The 16,287-nt window shown below is 76.0% G+C and carries 13 protein-coding genes; 3 read left to right on the forward strand and 10 right to left on the reverse strand.

Translation table 11 applies throughout. The annotated features are described in order from the left end of the window. Positions 1–20: 20 nt before the first annotated feature. The 4 genes from AB0L29_RS01470 to AB0L29_RS01485 form a co-directional block, all read right to left on the reverse strand. A complete protein-coding gene (locus AB0L29_RS01470; protein WP_365822110.1) occupies positions 21–917 on the reverse strand; it encodes an alpha/beta hydrolase in 897 nt (298 codons plus the stop codon). A 121-nt stretch (positions 918–1,038) separates the two neighbouring features. Beyond that, positions 1,039–3,435 carry a prolyl oligopeptidase family serine peptidase gene (locus AB0L29_RS01475; protein WP_365822112.1) on the reverse strand — a complete coding sequence of 799 codons (2,397 nt, stop codon included), beginning with the start codon at positions 3,433–3,435 and terminating at the stop codon, positions 1,039–1,041. Continuing rightward, the gene (locus tag AB0L29_RS01480; protein ID WP_365822114.1) at positions 3,408–5,192 is read right to left on the reverse strand and encodes an N-acetylglutaminylglutamine amidotransferase; all 1,785 of its coding nucleotides are present in this window, start codon (positions 5,190–5,192) and stop codon (positions 3,408–3,410) included. Before AB0L29_RS01480 ends, AB0L29_RS01475 begins: the two co-directional genes overlap by 28 nt. 238 nt (positions 5,193–5,430) lie before the next feature. Next, positions 5,431–6,624: a glutamate--cysteine ligase gene (locus tag AB0L29_RS01485; protein WP_365822116.1), complete on the reverse strand. Its 1,194-nt coding sequence runs from the start codon at positions 6,622–6,624 to the stop codon at positions 5,431–5,433. 648 nt (positions 6,625–7,272) lie between these two features. Here AB0L29_RS01485 and AB0L29_RS01490 point away from each other — a divergent pair. From AB0L29_RS01490 to AB0L29_RS01500, 3 genes are all read left to right on the forward strand, one after another. After that, entirely contained in the window at positions 7,273–7,443 is a 171-nt protein-coding gene (locus tag AB0L29_RS01490; protein WP_365822118.1) for a hypothetical protein, read from the forward strand. Then, positions 7,440–8,129 (forward strand): hemerythrin domain-containing protein, encoded by a 690-nt coding sequence (locus AB0L29_RS01495; RefSeq protein WP_365822120.1) that lies wholly within the window; start codon positions 7,440–7,442, stop codon positions 8,127–8,129. The genes AB0L29_RS01490 and AB0L29_RS01495 overlap by 4 nt, the downstream gene beginning before the upstream one ends. A 451-nt stretch (positions 8,130–8,580) precedes the next feature. Further along, positions 8,581–10,305 (forward strand): RecQ family ATP-dependent DNA helicase, encoded by a 1,725-nt coding sequence (locus tag AB0L29_RS01500; protein ID WP_365822122.1) that lies wholly within the window; start codon positions 8,581–8,583, stop codon positions 10,303–10,305. A 430-nt stretch (positions 10,306–10,735) separates the two neighbouring features. Here AB0L29_RS01500 and AB0L29_RS01505 read toward each other — a convergent pair whose 3' ends face one another. From AB0L29_RS01505 to AB0L29_RS01530, 6 genes are all read right to left on the reverse strand, one after another. Next, positions 10,736–11,188 (reverse strand): ATP-binding protein, encoded by a 453-nt coding sequence (locus tag AB0L29_RS01505; RefSeq protein ID WP_365822124.1) that lies wholly within the window; start codon positions 11,186–11,188, stop codon positions 10,736–10,738. Between the two features lie 161 nt (positions 11,189–11,349). After that, positions 11,350–11,709: an STAS domain-containing protein gene (locus AB0L29_RS01510; protein ID WP_365822126.1), complete on the reverse strand. Its 360-nt coding sequence runs from the start codon at positions 11,707–11,709 to the stop codon at positions 11,350–11,352. 114 nt (positions 11,710–11,823) lie between these two features. Further along, positions 11,824–12,228, reverse strand: a complete 405-nt coding sequence (locus tag AB0L29_RS01515) for an STAS domain-containing protein (protein WP_365822128.1) — start codon at positions 12,226–12,228, stop codon at positions 11,824–11,826. Then, on the reverse strand, positions 12,225–13,325 hold the full coding sequence (locus AB0L29_RS01520; RefSeq protein WP_365822129.1) for a cobalamin-dependent protein: 1,101 nt from the start codon (positions 13,323–13,325) through the stop codon (positions 12,225–12,227). The genes AB0L29_RS01515 and AB0L29_RS01520 overlap by 4 nt, the downstream gene beginning before the upstream one ends. After that, the gene (locus AB0L29_RS01525; protein ID WP_365822131.1) at positions 13,322–15,013 is read right to left on the reverse strand and encodes a PP2C family protein-serine/threonine phosphatase; all 1,692 of its coding nucleotides are present in this window, start codon (positions 15,011–15,013) and stop codon (positions 13,322–13,324) included. The genes AB0L29_RS01520 and AB0L29_RS01525 overlap by 4 nt, the downstream gene beginning before the upstream one ends. A 731-nt stretch (positions 15,014–15,744) precedes the next feature. Beyond that, positions 15,745–16,200, reverse strand: coding sequence for an ATP-binding protein (locus AB0L29_RS01530; protein ID WP_365822133.1), 456 nt, complete (start codon positions 16,198–16,200; stop codon positions 15,745–15,747). Positions 16,201–16,287: the final 87 nt, after the last annotated feature.

The following is a 16,287-nucleotide window of genomic DNA, read 5'->3' on the forward strand; positions in this document are numbered from 1 at the left end:
GGCTCAGCGTCCGGCCCGGCTCAGCGCCCGGCCGGGCCGCCGGTTCCCGCGGCCGTCCCCCAGAACTCGCGCAGTGCGGCGGCGAGGGCCTCGGGCGCCTCCTCGGCCATGTGGTGGCCCGACTCGACAGGACCGCCGACCAGCCGGCCGCCCGCCCAGTCGCGCCACACGCCCAGCACGTCGCCGTACAGGTCGGCCATGTCGTCCCGCGTGGCCCACAGCACCTGCAGGGGACAGCCGAAGCGCCGGCCGGCCCGCCGGTCGGCGTCGTCGTGCTCCCGGTCGACGCCCAGGCCGGCCCGGTAGTCCTCGCACATGGCGTGCACGGTGTCCGGGTCGTGGATGGCGCGCCGGTAGTCCTCGTACGCCTCGGCACCCATCTGCTCGGGCGTCGCCCGGTACCAGGCGTCGGGGTCCGCGCTGATGATCCTCTCGGCGGGCTTGTCGGTCTGCCCCAGGAAGAACCAGTGCCACCAGCTCGCGGCGAACCGCGCGTCGCAGCGGCGCAGCGCCTCCCCGATGGGGACGGCGTCCAGCACGCTCAGGGCCGAGACCGCCGCCGGGTGGTCCAGGGCCAGACGGGCGGCCACGTACGCGCCCCGGTCGTGGCCGACGACGGCGAACCGCTCGTGCCCCAGGCCGTGCATCACCGCCAGGCAGTCCGCGGCCATGGCCCGCTTGGAGTACGGGCGGTGCGCGGGGTCGGTCGGCGGTTTCGAGGAGCGGCCGTACCCCCGCAGGTCGGGGCAGACGACCGTGTGGCCGGCGGCGACCAGCAGCGGGGCGACGCGGTGCCAGGTCGCGTGCGTGCGCGGATGGCCGTGCAGCAGCAGCACCGCCGGACCGCCGCCGCCGTGGCGCACGCGGAGCCGGGCCCCGTCCCCCTCGCGGTACGTCAGCTCGAAGCCCTCGAACATGCAACCCCCTGCGTCTCGGTGTCGTCGCCCGCCTGCCCCCGATCACCCCGCCCATGCGGCCGCCCCTCGTCCGGCCCGTCCGGCCCGTCCGGCCCGTCCGGCCCGTCCGGCGCGGCGTGCGTCAGCCCGTCAGATGGCGCTGGATCCAGTCGGCGGCGGTCCGGCGGAACAGGCGGCGGTTGTCGGCGCGCTGGAAGTCGTGGCCCTCGTGGCGCAGGACGAGGAGTTCCGCCTCCAGACCGCGCTCCCTGGCCGCGCGCACGAACTGTTCGGACTCGCCCGGCGGCACATTGGTGTCGTGCTCGCCGTGCACGGCCAGCACCGGGGCGCGCAGGGCGTCGATCCGGCTCATCGGCGACAGCGCGCGCAGCAGGTCCCGGTCCTGTTCCGGGTGCCCGTACTTGTGGGCCGCCGACTGGGCGATCCACGGCTCGGTGCCGGCGAAGAAGGTCGTCAGGTCCGACATGCCGCAGACCGCCACACCGGTGCGGAAGAGGTCCGGGTGCCACACCAGGGAGGCCATCGTCAGGTAACCGCCGTACGAGCGGCCCATGACGGCCAGCCGCTGGGGGTCGGCCAGCCCGGCGAGGATCGCGTGGGCCGCGCAGTCGGCGACGTCGTCGATGGCGGCGAACCGTCCCTTGCCGAGGTCCGCGTCGACGAAGGAGCGGCCGTGGCCGGACGAGCCGCGCACGTCGGGGGCGAAGACGTCCAGTCCCCGGCCCAGCAGTTCGTGGTACAGGGGGTCGAAGACCGGGCGTTCCTGCTCCTCCGGGCCGCCGTGCAGGTGGATGACGCAGGGCGCGGGTTCGCCGGGCGAGCGGCCCGGCGCGCGGTAGTACCAGCCCCCGAGAGCGAGCCCGTCCCGGGCGACGGGGCGCATCGGCACGGGCCGTACGGGCGGGCGGCCCCCGGGGGTCGCGTCCTCGTCGCGGGAGGACCACGGGGTGCGCAGGGCCGTGCCCCGGGGCAGCCACCACACGCCGGGCCGGCGCTGCGACCCGGACAGGGCCACGACCGGGCTGTCGGGGTCGGCGGTGGGGACGACGCGGGTGGCCACCTCGTGGGGGAGCGGCACGGCGCGGGGGGAGCGGAACGCGGCGGAGGGCGGCGCGGGCTCCGCCGCAGCCTCGTCCGGCGCGGAACCGGCCGCGGGGGCGGTGTCCAGCGCGGCGATCTGCAGTTCGCTGACGCCGCGGACGTTCCAGACCAGGACGGCGCCGCGTCCGGCGCGGTCCAGGGCCAGCAGCTCCAGCCCGCAGTCCGCGCGTTCGGCGGCGACGGTGAGCCCCGTCCGACGTCCCCGCGGGTCGAGCCGGACCGCGTACAGGGCGGCGTACTCCCGGTCGTGGTCGCTGCGCAGCCACAGCGTCCGCCCGTCCGGCGCGAATCCGCCGATCCAGGGGTCGCCGTCGGCGACCGGCACCGAGCAGGTGGTCCGCAGGTCCCGGGTGCGCACGACGAGGGCCTCGCGGCGGCCGCGCGGTCCCCTGCGCAGCAGGGCGAGACGGCCGTCGTGGCTGAGGTCGCACACCCGCAGCGTGGCGGCTCCGCGCTCACCGGCCAGGAACACCGGCGCGGACACGCCCTCGGGGTCGACGAGATAGGCGGACAGCGTCAGGGGCACCGGCTCGTCGAGGGCCCCCCGGTCGCCGCCCGCGGCGGCGAGGGCGTCCCCGGCGCCGGTGTACGGCCGCGGCACCGCGCCGGGCGGCGGACCGCCCAGCAGCACGGCCCGGCCGTCCCGCGCGGCCCAGCCGGGCGGGTGGACCGCGGCGGGCATCCCGGCGTCGGCGCGTACGGGCGCGGCCTGCGGATCGCCCTGCTCGGGGCCGGCGGACGGCTCGGCGACGGTCACCGCCAGGGCCGATCCGTCGTGCCGCCAGCACCCCAGGTGGGCGGAGCTGCCCGGCTCGGCACCGGCCAGGATGCGCCGCCCGGTGCCGTCGGGGCGCACGCACAGGACCCGGGTGAGCTCCCCGCCGCCCGGGGCGGTGGTGTAGGCGATCCACCGGCCGTCCGGCGACCAGGACACCTCGGTGACCGGGTCCGGGTCGGAGTCCAGCAGCTGCGCGCCGCCGCCGTCGACCGGCCCCGTCCACAGCTGGGGCACGCCGCCCCGGTCGCAGATGAAGGCGACGTGCCGGCCGCTGGGGTCCACGGAGGGGTACCAGCAGCCGTGGGCGGTCAGGACGTGGGGCGTGTCGGGGTGGGCCGCCGCGGTGTCCGGCAGCGGCCACAGGGCGGGCGCGGGCAGCGGGGCCCGGGACGGGGGGCCCGCCGCCCCGGTGTCCTCGGCCCGGCTCGCCGTGTCCCACGCGAGGGCGGTGATCCCCGGGGCGCCGGGGCGCGGGAGCGGCACGGAGTCCGCCCCCGCGGCCCCGGGCGCCACGGGCGGCCGTTCGTCCGCGAGGGGCGCCGGCGAGGGCGCCCGGGCGTCCGCGGTGTCCGGTCGGAAGGGCGCGGGCGGGCGCGGGGCCCGCCCGTCGGTCAGCTGATCCCGTGCGTCTGCAGCCATATCTCCAGCAAAGCTACCTGCCACAGGGTGTTCGCTCCCCGGTGGGTGCGATGCGTGTTGGGCGCCGAGAGCAGCTCGGTGACGTACTCCTGGCGGAAGACGCCGCGGCCCTTCGCCTCGGGCGCGGTGAGCGCGTCGCGGACCCGCTCCAGCACCGGGCCGGCCATGTGCTTGATCGCCGGAACCGGGAAGTAGCCCTTGGGTCGGTCGACGACCTCCCGCGGCAGCACCTTGCGCCCGGCGGCCTTCAGCACGCCCTTGCCGCCGTCGGCGAGCTTGAGCTCGGGCGGGCAGGCGGCGGCCAGTTCGACCAGCTCGTGGTCGAGGAAGGGCACCCGGGCCTCCAGGCCCCAGTCCATGGTCATGTTGTCCACGCGCTTGACCGGGTCGTCGACCATCATCACGTGCGTGTCCAGCCGCAGCTCGGCGTCGAGCGCGGTGTCGGCGCCCGGGGCCGCCAGGTGCGCGCGCACGAAGTCGCCGGACGCGTCGTGGCCGGGCAGCAGCCCCGGCTCCAGGATGCGGGCGAGGTCGGCGTGCGACCGGTCGAAGTAGGTGTCGATGTACGCCTCGGCGGCGCGCCGGCGCGGCACGTTCGCCATGGCCGGGTACCAGTGGTAGCCCGCGAACACCTCGTCGGCGCCCTGGCCGCTCTGGACGACCTTGACCTCCTTGGCGACCTGCTCGGACAGCAGGTGGAAGGCGACCACGTCGTGGCTCATCATGGGCTCGCTCATGGCCGCGACCGCCCCGTCCAGCGCGCGCGAGACCCGGTCGGAGGGCACCATCAGCTGGTGGTGGTCGGTGTCGAAGTGCCGCGCCACCAGGTCGGAGTAGCGGAACTCGTCCCCCTCCTCGTCGCCTTCCGACTCGAAGCCGACGCTGAACGTGGCCAGGTCCTGCTGCCCCTCCTGGGCCAGCAGGGCCACGATGAGGCTGGAGTCCAGACCGCCCGACAGCAGCACGCCGACCGGCACGTCGGCGACCATGCGGCGGCGCACCGCGGTGCGCAGCGCCTCCAGCACGGCGTCCGTCCAGTCCTCGGCGCCCAGACCGGCGTACTCGGGCCGCCGGGTGTAGGAGGGCTGCCAGTAGCAGTGGTCGCGGTGGGTGCCGTCCGGTTCGATCACGCGGACCGTGGCCGGCGGGAGCTTGCGCACGCCGTTGAGGACGGTCCGCGGCGCGGCCACGGTGGCGTGCCAGCTGAAGTACTGGTGCAGCGCGACCGGGTCCAGCGAGGTGTCCACGCCGCCGGCCGCCAGCAGCGCCGGCAGCGACGAGGCGAACCGGAGCCGTCCAGGCGACTCGGCCAGGTACAGCGGCTTGATGCCGAGCCGGTCGCGGGCCATGACCACCCGCCCGGTGTCCTGCTCGACGACGACGAAGGCGAACATGCCGTAGAAGCGGTCGACGCAGGCCGTGCCCCACTCCTGGTAGGCCTTGAGCACCACCTCGGTGTCGGAGTCCGAGAAGAAGTGGTGTCCGAGTCCGCGCAGCTCCTCGCGCAGTTCCCGGTAGTTGTAGACGCAGCCGTTGAAGACGCCGGCCACGCGGCCGCGGGGGTCGGCCATCGGCTGGGCGCCGCTGTCCGACAGGTCGATGATCTTCAGCCGGCGGTGGCCGAGCGCGACCGGGCCCTGGGACCACAGCCCGCGGCCGTCGGGGCCCCTGGGCGCGAGCCGGTCGGTCATGCGCTCGACCGCCGCCATGTCCGGCCGACCGCCGTCGAAGCGGATCTCGCCGCTGAGGCCGCACATCAGAGGGCCCTCCTTCCGGCGGTGTCCTCCAGGGACGTGGACCGGCGCCGGGCGGTGGCCCCGCGGGGATCGAGGGGGGACGGGGAGGTGGGAGACATGATGGTGGACTCTCCTTGTTCTGGTTCACGATGCCGGGCGTCGGCCCGTCCGGCCGGGCCCGGGGCGTCCGGGGCCGCGGGCCGCTCGGCCGGGGTGCCGCCGACGCGGGAGGGGGCGAAAGGGCGGGCAGCCATCGCGGTCAGCCGACCGCGCCCCCGGCCGCTGCGCTGCGCAGGTACGACAGGGGCCCGCCGGAGGCCACCGGGGCGGCGGCCGGCCGGGTGGCCGGGGTCCTGCGGCGTACGGCCCGCCCGCCGCGCGTCTCGGCCACCATCAGGTCGACGCTGGCGAGCAGGTCCTCGGCCGCCGCCGCGCGCCGCAGCCGGTGGGCGGCGCTCCCGGCGGACAGGGCCTGCTCCAGCAGCCCGTGCACGGTGTCCCAGTCGCCGGACGCCTCCAGGGCCGGACGCAGCCGGTCCCGCATCCCGCGCAGCACCTCGGCGGCCGGCGCGGCCCGCCGGGTCCCCGGGTCCACCAGGTGCCCCTCCAGGCCGGAGCGGGCGGCGCGCCAGGTGGCGGCGCGCAGCCAGTCGTGACGGCCGTCGCACACCGGGCCGTCCCGGTCCGCCAGCCGTTCGCACGCCTCGCGCACCAGCGCCCGGAAGAGGCCGGCGACCAGCACCACCGTCTCCACCCGGGGGCAGGCGTCGCAGATGCGCAGCTCCAGGGTGCGCTGGTGGGCCGACGGCCGTACGTCGTGGTAGACCATGCCGGCGTCGCTGATGACGCCCGAGCCGATCAGCTCCTCGACGGCCGCGTCGTACTCCGCCGCGCCGGCGTGGCAGCCGGCCGGGCCGGCGGTGGGCCAGCGCTGCCACAGCATGGTGCGCCAGCTGGCGTACCCGGTGTCCGCGCCCAGCCAGAACGGCGAGCTGGCCGACAGGGCCAGCAGCGGCGGCAGCCAGGGGGAGACGAGGCACATCGCGCGCACCGCGGTGTCCCGGTCGGGCACGTCGACGTGCACCTGGGCGCTGCAGATGAGCTGCTCGTCGGCGACCTTGCGGTACTCGTCGGCCATGTGCCGGTAGCGGGCGTCGGCGGTGACGTCCCGCGGGGTGAGGCGGGCCAGCGGTACGGTGCCGGCCGCCACGACGGCCAGCCCCAGCGAGGACGCCGCGGTGTCCAGCCGGCGCCGGGCCCCGGCCAGGTCGGCGTAGAGATCGTCGAGGCTGTCGTGCACCTGGCTGTTGCTCTCCACGACCGACTGCTGGAGCTCGGTCGTGAAACCGGGTCTGTCCAGCCGGTCGAGCACGGCGCGGGCCCTTGGCACCAGACGCCCGCTCTCCACGTCCAGCACATGGAATTCTTCCTCTGCCCCGATACGCACCGTCACGGTTTCTCCCCTTGCCGTGTCATCCGGCCGGCCGCCGTCACCCACGGCCCCTGTGGCCGGAGCGGAGGCCGATCCGCGCATGTCGAGTGCCCTGATCCGGCCCGGACAAGCCCGTGAACTGCATCATGTGCCGCAGGGGTCTCATGTGAGCGGTCGTCGTCCGTGTCTCCGGAGGGTTCTCGAAGGCGCTTTCCCGCTCGTTCAGCCGCGGACCGGGCCACCCGGGCCCTCGCACGGTGCCCGCCGGCCGGGCACAGCCAGTGACACGGCGGAACGCCGGTGACCCCCTGCCGCCCGTCCGCTCGGCGGGCCGGGCGCCCTGGACGCGCGTCACCCGGGACGCTCGCCGTCGGCCGCGCGGACGCTCCTGCGAGCCGCCCGCGCGGCCGGACCGCGCGGTGGTGCGCGGGCGGCGTGGCACGGCCGGGCCGGCCGCGCGGAAACCGCGACGGCCCGACCGGTAGGCCGCACGCGCGGCGGGTACTCGGCGAGCTCCCCGCGGTGCACGCCGAGGGAGCCGGGCCGCCGCCGCAGCCCGGGGTGACGCAGCTCCGGGCGGGCCGTCGGCCGGCGCGCACCCTCGGGAGCGACGGGCCGGCCCGGCCCGTCGCGCGAAGAACGAGCAGCCCCACCCGTCAGGAGCACGAAATGTCCGACCACGACGAGCAGGACATGAGCCACCCGCTGGAACAGGTCACCGGGGAGCGGGACGTCCACCCGGAGGAGGACGACAGCCGGCAGCAGGACGAGCAGGCCGCGACGAGCGGTGACGACAACGGGCCCCAGGCCGACGACACCACGTCCGGGGAGACGCCGTGACACTGTCCATCGCCGAGCAGAGCACCGCCGACCTCGGAGGCGAGGGCAGCATCCTGCTGCGGCAACGCCGCGACCACGCCGAACTCGACCGGCTGATGAACGCCTACCTCGCCGCCGACGCCTCCGACCCGTACCGCGAGCGGCTGTGGCAGGACATCGTCCAGCTGGTCTTCAGCCATGCCTTCGCCGAGGAGACCGTGCTGTGGCCCGTGCTGCGGCGCGTCTCCCCGGCGGGTGAGGAACTCACCACCCAGGTGGAGCAGGAGCACCAGGCCATCAACGAGCTGATCGCCAAGGTGGAGAAGGCGGACCGGGACGATCCCCGGCGAGCGGAGTGGGTGGACGAGGCCTTCGGCCTCATCCGCGAGGACATCCGCGATGAGGAGGACGAACTGCTGCCCCGCCTCCGCGACGCCCTGGGCGACCGGCAGCTGCGCCGGATCGGTGCCACCTGGGAGGCCGTACGCCGTACCGCCCCCACCCATCCCCACCCGGCCGTGCCCCGCCGTCCTCCCGGCAACGCGGTGCTGGGCATCCCGCTGAGCGGGTTCGACCGGCTGCGCGACCTGTCACCGGTGCGCAGTCCGTCCGCCCGCCGCGCCGGGGTGGCCGCGGGCGCGCTGGCACTCGCGGCGGGCGCCGTCGCCCTCCTGTGGCGCGCTCTGCGGCGCGCCTTCCGGAGCTGACGGGCGGCCGGGCCGCCGCGCCTCCCACGGCCGGGCCGCCCGGCGCCCGGCCGAACGCGCCGGGACGGCTGGCGCGGTTGCCCGCGTCCGCTCCGGCAGCGCGGCGGTGACGGCCGGGTGCGCACGCGGAAACGCGCACGCACCCGGCACCGTCGCCGGCCGACCGCTCCGTCCGGCCGGGCCGTGCCCGGGCCGCCGACCGACGTCGGCCCGGCGTGGTCACGGCTGACGTACCGGCGTGGTCACGGCTGACGTATCGGCGCGGTGACATGGCTGGCGGGTACCCGGCCGGCCGCGGTCCACGACGGCGCCAGACCCAGGCCCGGCCCGACAGGCACCTTCACGGTCACGGCCGCCGATACGCGCACGGCCCCGCGGGTACCCAGGGAGCGCCGCGGGCGCGGCCTCCCGCGCGCCCGCACCGAGTACGCGAGTGTCGAAGGAGCCGGCCATGGGGCACAAGGGGTCAGAACCGGAGCGGAGCCGGGCGACGCGCCTGCGCGACATCGCCGCGGACGTCTTCGGCTGGGACACCCTCCTGCCCGAGCAGCTCACCGCCATGGAATGGGTGCTGGAGGGCGAGGACACCCTCGTCGTGATGCCGACCGGGTCCGGCAAGTCCGCCGTCTACCAGGTGCCGGCCCTGATGCTGCCCGGGCCGGTCGTGGTGGTGTCCCCGCTGCTGGCGCTCCAGCGCGACCAGATCGCCGGGCTGCCGGACGGCGACCGCGCGCCGGGTGCCGTGGCGGTCAACTCCGACCTCGGCGCGGCGAAGACGGAGGAGGCCTGGGAGGCGGTGCGCCGGGGCGAGGCCCGTCTGCTGTACCTGTCGCCGGAGCAACTGGCCAAGGACGAGGTGGTGGAGCGGCTCGCCGATGCGCGTCCGGCACTGTTCGTGGTGGACGAGGCGCAGTGCGTGTCCTCCTGGGGCCACGACTTCCGGCCCGACTACCTGCGCCTGGAGCAGGCCGTGCGCCGGGTGGGCAGGCCACCGGTCCTGGCCCTGACGGCGACGGCCGCCTCACCGGTGCGCAGGGAGATCGCCGAGCGGCTGGGCATGAACGGGCCGCGGCTGATGGTGACCGGCTTCGACCGGCCCAACATCAGGCTGGAGGTGCGCCGCTTCCTGGACGAGGACGACCGGCGCCGAGCGGTGGTCGAGCGGGCCGCCGCCGAGCCCAAGCCCGGCATCGTCTACGCCGCGACCCGCAAGGACAGCGAGTACTACGCCGGGGAACTGGCCTCGCTGGGACTGGCCGCCGAGTGCTACCACGCCGGACTGCGGGCCGCCGAGCGCGCCCGCGTCCACGACGCGTTCCTCTCGGGCGCTGCGGACGTGGTGGTGGCGACCTCGGCGTTCGGCATGGGCATCGACAAGGAGGACGTACGGTTCGTCCTGCACGCCTCGCTGCCGGGTTCCCTGGACGCCTACCACCAGGAGACGGGCCGCTGCGGCCGGGACGGGCGTCCGGCCCTGGCCGTACTGCACTACCGGTCCGAGGACACCGGGATGCAGACCTACTTCGCCGGCCGTGCCCCCGGCCGCGACGTCCTGTCCGACGTGGCCCGCGCCGTCCACGACCGCCGCGAGGACCCGGCCGACCTGGAGGAGCTGCGCCGGGACACGGGCCTGTCCAGGAACCGGGTCACCGCCGCGGTGAACCTCCTGGAGGAGGCCGACGCCGTGGCGACGGGGGAGGAGGGCGAGGTGCGCCCGGCCGCCGGCGTCTCCCCCGGCCGGGCGGCCGAACAGGCCGCGCAGGAGGCGGAGGCGCACCGCCGGGCCGACCGGACGCGGGTGGAGATGGCGCGGGCCTACGCCGAGGCGACCGGCTGCCGGCGGCGCTTCCTGCTCGGCTATTTCGGCGAGGACCACCCGGCACCGTGCGGGAACTGCGACGTGTGCGACGAGGAGTCCGCCGGGAGCGGGCACGAGTCCGCCGGGAGCGGGCACGACGAGCGGCCCGCCCACCCCGCGGCGGCCGACTACCCCGTCGGGACCGAGGTCCGGCACGAACAGTGGGGCGAGGGCACGGTCCTGAGCGAGGACGCGGACCGCATCACCGTGTTCTTCGGCCGGGCCGGCTACCGCACGCTGGCCCTGGAGGCGGTGGCCGAACGCGACGACCTGCTCACGGTGCTGCACAGGCCGGGCGAGGACCGGCCGATTCCCTGAGGGGCCCCGCCCGCCCCGCCCCGCGGCGAGGCGCGGTACCGGCCCGCTCGAGGGACGCGGGTGCGTGCGGAGGGTGCCGTCGGGCCGTGTGACGACGCGCGGACGTACCGGCCGGCGAGGAGCGAAGGGGCGGGCGCCGGTGCGAGGCCGGCCCGCCGGTCGCGGTGCCGGATCCGGGACGGGTGGGGTGGCCGGACGGTTCGGCGCCGACCGCGCGGCCACCGGCCCGGGAGGCGGTCCCGAGGCCGGTCCGTACGACCGGAGAACCCCGGCGGACACGCGCGTGCGGCGAGGCGGCGAAGCGGGCTGCGGGACCGCCACGCGGCCGTGAGCGGCGGCGGGGCCGGTCCGGCCCCGGCCCGGTGCCGGGACGGCCCGTGGCCGCCGCGCGGTCCCGCGCCGCACCCGGTCGCCGTGCAGGGGCCGACGGTCAGCCGGCCGGCGACAGGGGCAGCTCGGCGGTCACCCGCTTGCCGCCGTCCACGGGAGCGACCAGTATCCGCTCGCACAGGGCGGCGACCAGCAGCAGTCCGTGACCGCCGACCCGGCGGACGTCCCTCGGCTGCGGCTGCGGGAGCCGGGCGGAGGTGTCCCAGACCGTGACACGCAGCAGGTCGGCGGCGGACGGCAGCTCCAGCAGCAGCCCGCACGGGCCGGGAGCGTGCCGCACCGCGTTGGTGATCAGTTCGCTGACCACCATCTGCGCGTCCTGGCTGACCTGCTGTCCGGGCGGGTGCCCGGCGCGGTCCAGGAACGCGCACACCGCGTGGCGCGCGTCGGCGATGCGGAGCGCGCCGGCGTCCCAGCTGGCGCTGTAGCGCAGTGCCGTACCGCCGGGGGGCCGGTCCTCCTCCATCGCCTGGGTCGAGGGCGAGATGACCATGTGGTGGGGGCCTTTACGTGTGAGGGGTGGTGTGTCTGCTCGCGCACACGGAGCGTCGTGCCGCTTCCTGGTCGGTTACCGGTTACCGGTTACCCGTTGTCGCCCGGGACATGGGAGCGACGGCGGGGTCCACGGCGTTCGGCCCGGGCCGGTCGCGCCGTTCACCCCGTGCGCCGTTCGAACGCCGCGGCGCGGGAGTCGGTGATCGTGAAGTGCTCCAGAGTGCCGCTGAGCGTGAGGAGACGGACGACACCGCGTTGCAGAGGCCCCAGCAGCACGAAGGCGCGGGCGCTGTCGCGATGGCGCCGCTCCGCGTCGAGCAGGGCGTTGAGCAGCCCGCTGTCCCCGAACGTCACCCCCGACAGATCCACCACGGTGGTGGGCAGGGCGACCTCGTCGGCCTGCTCCCAGGCAGCCCGCAGCAGGTCGCACTCGTCGTAGTCGACGTCACCACGGACCGTGATCTCCAGGACACGGTCGTGGTGCGTGACCCGTACGGTCGTCTCGGAACCCGATTGCATGCCGTCATCCTGACATTGCGTGTGCGGCGCGGGTGAGGCGCTCCCCCGGTCGGTGCGCGGCGGCCCGGGCGGGAGGGGCGGCCGTTTCCGTCCCGGGGCGGTGCCGTCACCGCGTCAGGTGACCCCGGCGCCGGTGACGTCCTCGTCCTGGTCCTGGTCCTGGTCCTGGTCCGCCGCGCGGTCGTCGCCGGCGGCGGTGAGATGGTCCAGGACGTCGGTCAGGCGCAGTACGCGCTCCAGCACCTCGGGCCGGTTGTCCAGGTGCAGGACGGCCCGGGCGGCGCTGGTGCGGCGGTGGACCATCAGCAGGGCGGACAGGCCCATGGAGTCGATCCGCACCAGCTCGCGGAAGTCCAGCCGCACGTGCCGCGGCCGCGGCTCGCAGGCGAGGTGCCCGGTGACGGTGTCGACCAGGTCGCCGCTGGTGTCGTAGTCCAGGTCGCCCGCCACGCGCACGGTCAGCACGGGCGGCTCGAGGGCGACGGTCAGACGGAATTCGGTGGAGGGATGCTCGGTCATTCCTGGGTGTCGGGTCCGGGGACGGGGGAGAGGGGCCGGCCACCGAGGACGGCGATGCCCTGGTGGAGGAAGGCCAGGCTGCGCGGGAAGTCGCGCAGCTGCCCGGCGAGGATGTCCAGGCCGGTCGTCAGGGAGTGCGGGGGGACCTCCCGGGCTTCGAGGATGCCGGCGGTCCAGGTCACGAACGAGGTGAACACCTCGCAGTCGTCGACGTACAGCGCCGTGGCGAGGAAGTCGACGATGTGGGCGAGGTCCTCCGCCGTGCGTTCCCGCTGGGCGGGGCGGTAGGCGCGCAGGGGCGGGAAACGGTTCTCCAGGTCCGCCAGGGTCTGCTTGACCAACTGGCCGCGCGACTGCACGGCCATCGTGTACTCCTGGTCGGCCAGGTGCGGCAGGTCGTCCACCACCTGCCGGGCCGTGGTGGCCGGCCGCGGCAGACCGGCGTCCAGTACGGCGGCGGCCCCGCGCGCGTCCGGTGCCCACCGGTCGGCGCCCAGGGCGAACGCGAAGCGGCCGTCCCGGCCGAAGGCCCCGCCTCCGGCCAGGACGGGGACACCGACGGCCTGGCAGGCGGTGATGGCCGCGTGCGCGGCCGGCAGATGGGTGGGCAGGGAGGCGGACAGCAGGACCGCGTCGGGGTTCGTGCGGTGCAGGTGCGCGATCAGGTGCGGGGTGGGCGTCTGGGCACCGAGGTAGTCGACCTGGTGGCCCCGCAGCCGCAGCACCTCGGCGACCAGCCGGGCGGGGAAGGCGTGCCACTCGCCGTCGACGCAGCTCACCGTGGCCCGTCCCCGTCCCCGTCCCCGGCGCGGGCGCAGGCGCCCGTCCGTCCCGGGGCGGTGGACCAGGGTGGTGACGATCCGCTCGTTGACGGCGGTGGCCGCGTGTTCCTGGGCGACGGTGATCCGGGCGGCCGCCCACTCGGTGCCGACCTTCCGCTGCACGGCCGCGACGACGTCGACCAGCAGGTCCTCCTCGTCCCAGCCGGCGCGCAGACCGTCGTGGAGGACGTCGGCGGCGGCGAGTTCGTCGCCGTCGGCCACTGCCGCCCAGAGCCTGTCGCGCAGCGCGGACGCCGACGCGGGCGGGTCGCTCACCCGTTCCTCCTCCTCGTGTGCTTTCCGGGGAAGCCGTCGCCGGCCTGCCCGCGGACGACGGTCAGCGGACCGCTCCTGGGCGAGCTGATGGCGACGGTGGCCATGTCGTCGTGGGCGCCCGGGCCCAGCCACTGCGCGGCCAGCATCTGCACGCGTTCCACGACCGCCTCGGCGGGCAGGCCCGCGCACTCCGTCAGGGCCTGCCGCAGCCGGTGCTCGCCGAACAGCTCGTCGCCCAGCGGGCCGCCGCGGGCCTCGGTGATGCCGTCGGTGTACAGCAGGCACGTCTCGCCGGCCGACAGCACCGTCTGCGAGGTGTGGACCTTCACCGTCGGCAGCGCGCCGATCAGGGTGCCGCGGGTGGGGGACTCCTCCACCCCGCCGTCGTTGCGGACGATGAGCGGCGGCAGGTGCCCGGCGCTGGTCAGCCTGAGCTGCACGCGTCCGCCGCGGCGTCGTACGGAGGCCAGCACCAGGGTGGCGAAGCGGGTGTGGTGGGAGGACAGCAGCGCGCCGTTGAGCAGGCGCAGCACCCGGCCGTGGTCGGCGGCCAGCGGCAGCAGGGCCTGCAGCGTGTTGCGGATCTTCCCGGTGAGGACGGCCGCCTCCAGCCCCTTGCCCGCCACGTCGCCCAGGACGACGAGCGTCTCCTGGGAGGGGTCCGGTCCCGGGTGGACGTCGTAGAAGTCGCCGCCGACCCGCTCGTGGTCCTTGGCCGGGCGGTAGCCGCCGGCGAACTCGACCCCGTGCACGCTGTGCAGCGCGGGCGGCAGCAGTTCCTGCATGAGCGTGGTGGTGATCGCGGACTGCTCGCTGTAGAGGCGGGCCGCGGACAGGGCGGCCCCCGCGCGGGCGGCGAACAGCCGGGCGAACACCTCCTCGCCCGGGGTGAACGCCTGCTCGGTGCCGGACCGCAGCAGGACCAGCGCGCCGGCGGGCACGCCGTGCCCGGGCAGCGGTGTGACGGTCACGGACCCCACCGGCTGGGTGAAGCCCGGGGGGACCACCCAGTCCGGGATGTCCGCGGGGTTGATCCACCGGGCCGGTACGGGCGGGAACCCCTGCAGGGCCTCGGCGAGCCCCGGGACCGTACGGGGATCGACCTGGCGGATCTCCTGGACGACGGGTCCGCCGCGCCGCGCGTAGGTCAACGGGTGGCGCCGCCCCTGTGGCGGGGCGACGAGCACGGCGGCTTCGGCGAGGTGCTCGGCGGCCATCCGGGCGGCCACCTCCGTGCAGCGCGGCACGTTCAACGAGGACAGCAGGGTGCCGGAGATCTCGGAGAGGATCTCCGACCGTTCCCGGACGCTGCGCAGGGCCGTCTCGGCCAGGCGCCGGCCGGTGTCGTCGACGAGCCACCACACCACGTCACCCCCGGCGGACGGGGTGGGGTGCGCTTCGAAGAAGCGCTCGCCGATCGTCCCGGCGAGCGGCTCGGCGGACGTCTCGTACGTCCCTTCCCCGATGCGCCGGTGGGCGTCGGCGAGCCAGGACGGGACCCGGTCGCGCAGCCGGTCACCGCCGGAGGTCTCCGGCAGCACCAGTCTGGCGGCGCGGTTGAGGTGGACGACGGATCCGTCCCGGCCGGCCACCAGGACGGGCTGGGGAGCGTCGAGCCATGTCGTGCCGATGCCGGCGTCGGCTTCGGTTCCGGGGGGATCGGTGGAGGAGCCTCGGGTAGAGATCACAAGCGGGGGCACGCGGGATGCGCACCCCACCACCTCTCTGCTGTGGGCAACAGTTGCACTTCGGCAACAGTCCCGCATCCGTGTCGGCGAAGCAACCCGTCAGGGCGGCGGGTTCCCGCGGGCACCGGGTGGAGGGGCCCTCCGCGGCCTGCGGGCGGACGCGTGGGCCCTGTGAGGCGGCGGCGCCCGGCCCGCACGGGGCGGGCCCCTCGTACGGGGCGGACCGGACGGGCACGGCACGGAACTCGACCGGCACGGCACAGAAGCTGACCGGTACGACACAGGGCCTGACCGGCACGGGAGCGGGGTTCGGCCGGCGTGCGGCGGGGCGGCGCCTGTCCGTCTCCGCGATCGGTCACCGCCACGCCCACCCCACCGCCACGACGATCCGGGCAGCCCCGTCCGGCGCCCGCGGAGCTCTTCCCCGGCCCGGGCGCCTGCCCCGGAACCGGGCGGGCAAGCCCCCGTCCGCCTCCGGAAGAAGTGAGATACGCCATGCGGTCGGACCGGCGCCGCGGCCTCCCCTTCCGCGCCGGTGCGCCCGGGTGGGCCGCAGGAGGGGGTGCGTCAGGCCGGCCCCGGTCGAGGCGGGCTCCGCCGGCCCACGCGCTCGGCCTCCGACGGCGGTGCGTACGGTCCCGAGTCACCGCGCCGGATGTCCCGGCGGTCGGCGGTCACCGGTCCCGGTCGACGTGCCGGTGCCCGGAGTCCGCTGTCCCGGCGGCCGGCGGTCACCGGTTTCCGTCGAGGTGCCGGTGCCCGTGGTCCGCCGAGTGCTCCGGCGTGCCGGGCCCGCGGAAGCAGGCGATGACGGTCTTGCCGTGGGGGCAGGGCCGGGACTCCCACGTGTCGGCCAGGGCGTCGACGAGGAACATGCCGCGCCCGCCGACGCGTTCCGTGCTGGGGGCGCGCGGCGCGGGCAGGTCGGGGGAGCCGTCGTGCACGGCGATGTGCAGGCAGCGGTTGTCCCACGCCATGATGAGCTGGGCGCTGCTGTGGGCGTGGGTGTGCGCGTTGGTGACCAGTTCCGAGACGGTCAGCAGGACGGCGTCCACCGTCTCCGGGGCGGTGGTGGTCCAGCCCAGCGACGCCAGGTGCTCGCGTGCCCAGTCCCGTGCCGCTTTGACTTCGCTGTCGAGCGGCAGCGAACGCGCCCAGCCCACGGCGCGCAGTGACGATCGTTCCACGGTGGTCCTCCCTGTTCCGGCTGGCGGTTCCGTGCGCCTACCCGCGGGCGGCGGGCGGACGCGGCGGTTCACACGAACCGGGTAGCC

This window comes from Streptomyces sp. NPDC052701 (assembly GCF_040678355.1).
Lineage (GTDB): Bacteria > Actinomycetota > Actinomycetes > Streptomycetales > Streptomycetaceae > Streptomyces.

Excerpts from the sequence above, each read along its gene's own strand:
- AB0L29_RS01490 (WP_365822118.1), top strand. The coding sequence starts at position 7,273 with ATGTCCGACCACGACGAGCAGGACATGAGCCACCCGCTGGAACAGGTC.
- AB0L29_RS01475 (WP_365822112.1), bottom strand. The coding sequence starts at position 3,435 with ATGGCTGCAGACGCACGGGATCAGCTGACCGACGGGCGGGCCCCGCGC.
- AB0L29_RS01510 (WP_365822126.1), bottom strand. The coding sequence starts at position 11,709 with ATGCAATCGGGTTCCGAGACGACCGTACGGGTCACGCACCACGACCGT.
- AB0L29_RS01515 (WP_365822128.1), bottom strand. The coding sequence starts at position 12,228 with ATGACCGAGCATCCCTCCACCGAATTCCGTCTGACCGTCGCCCTCGAG.
- AB0L29_RS01480 (WP_365822114.1), bottom strand. The coding sequence starts at position 5,192 with ATGTGCGGCCTCAGCGGCGAGATCCGCTTCGACGGCGGTCGGCCGGAC.
- AB0L29_RS01500 (WP_365822122.1), top strand. The coding sequence starts at position 8,581 with ATGGGGCACAAGGGGTCAGAACCGGAGCGGAGCCGGGCGACGCGCCTG.
- AB0L29_RS01505 (WP_365822124.1), bottom strand. The coding sequence starts at position 11,188 with ATGGTCATCTCGCCCTCGACCCAGGCGATGGAGGAGGACCGGCCCCCC.
- AB0L29_RS01470 (WP_365822110.1), bottom strand. The coding sequence starts at position 917 with ATGTTCGAGGGCTTCGAGCTGACGTACCGCGAGGGGGACGGGGCCCGG.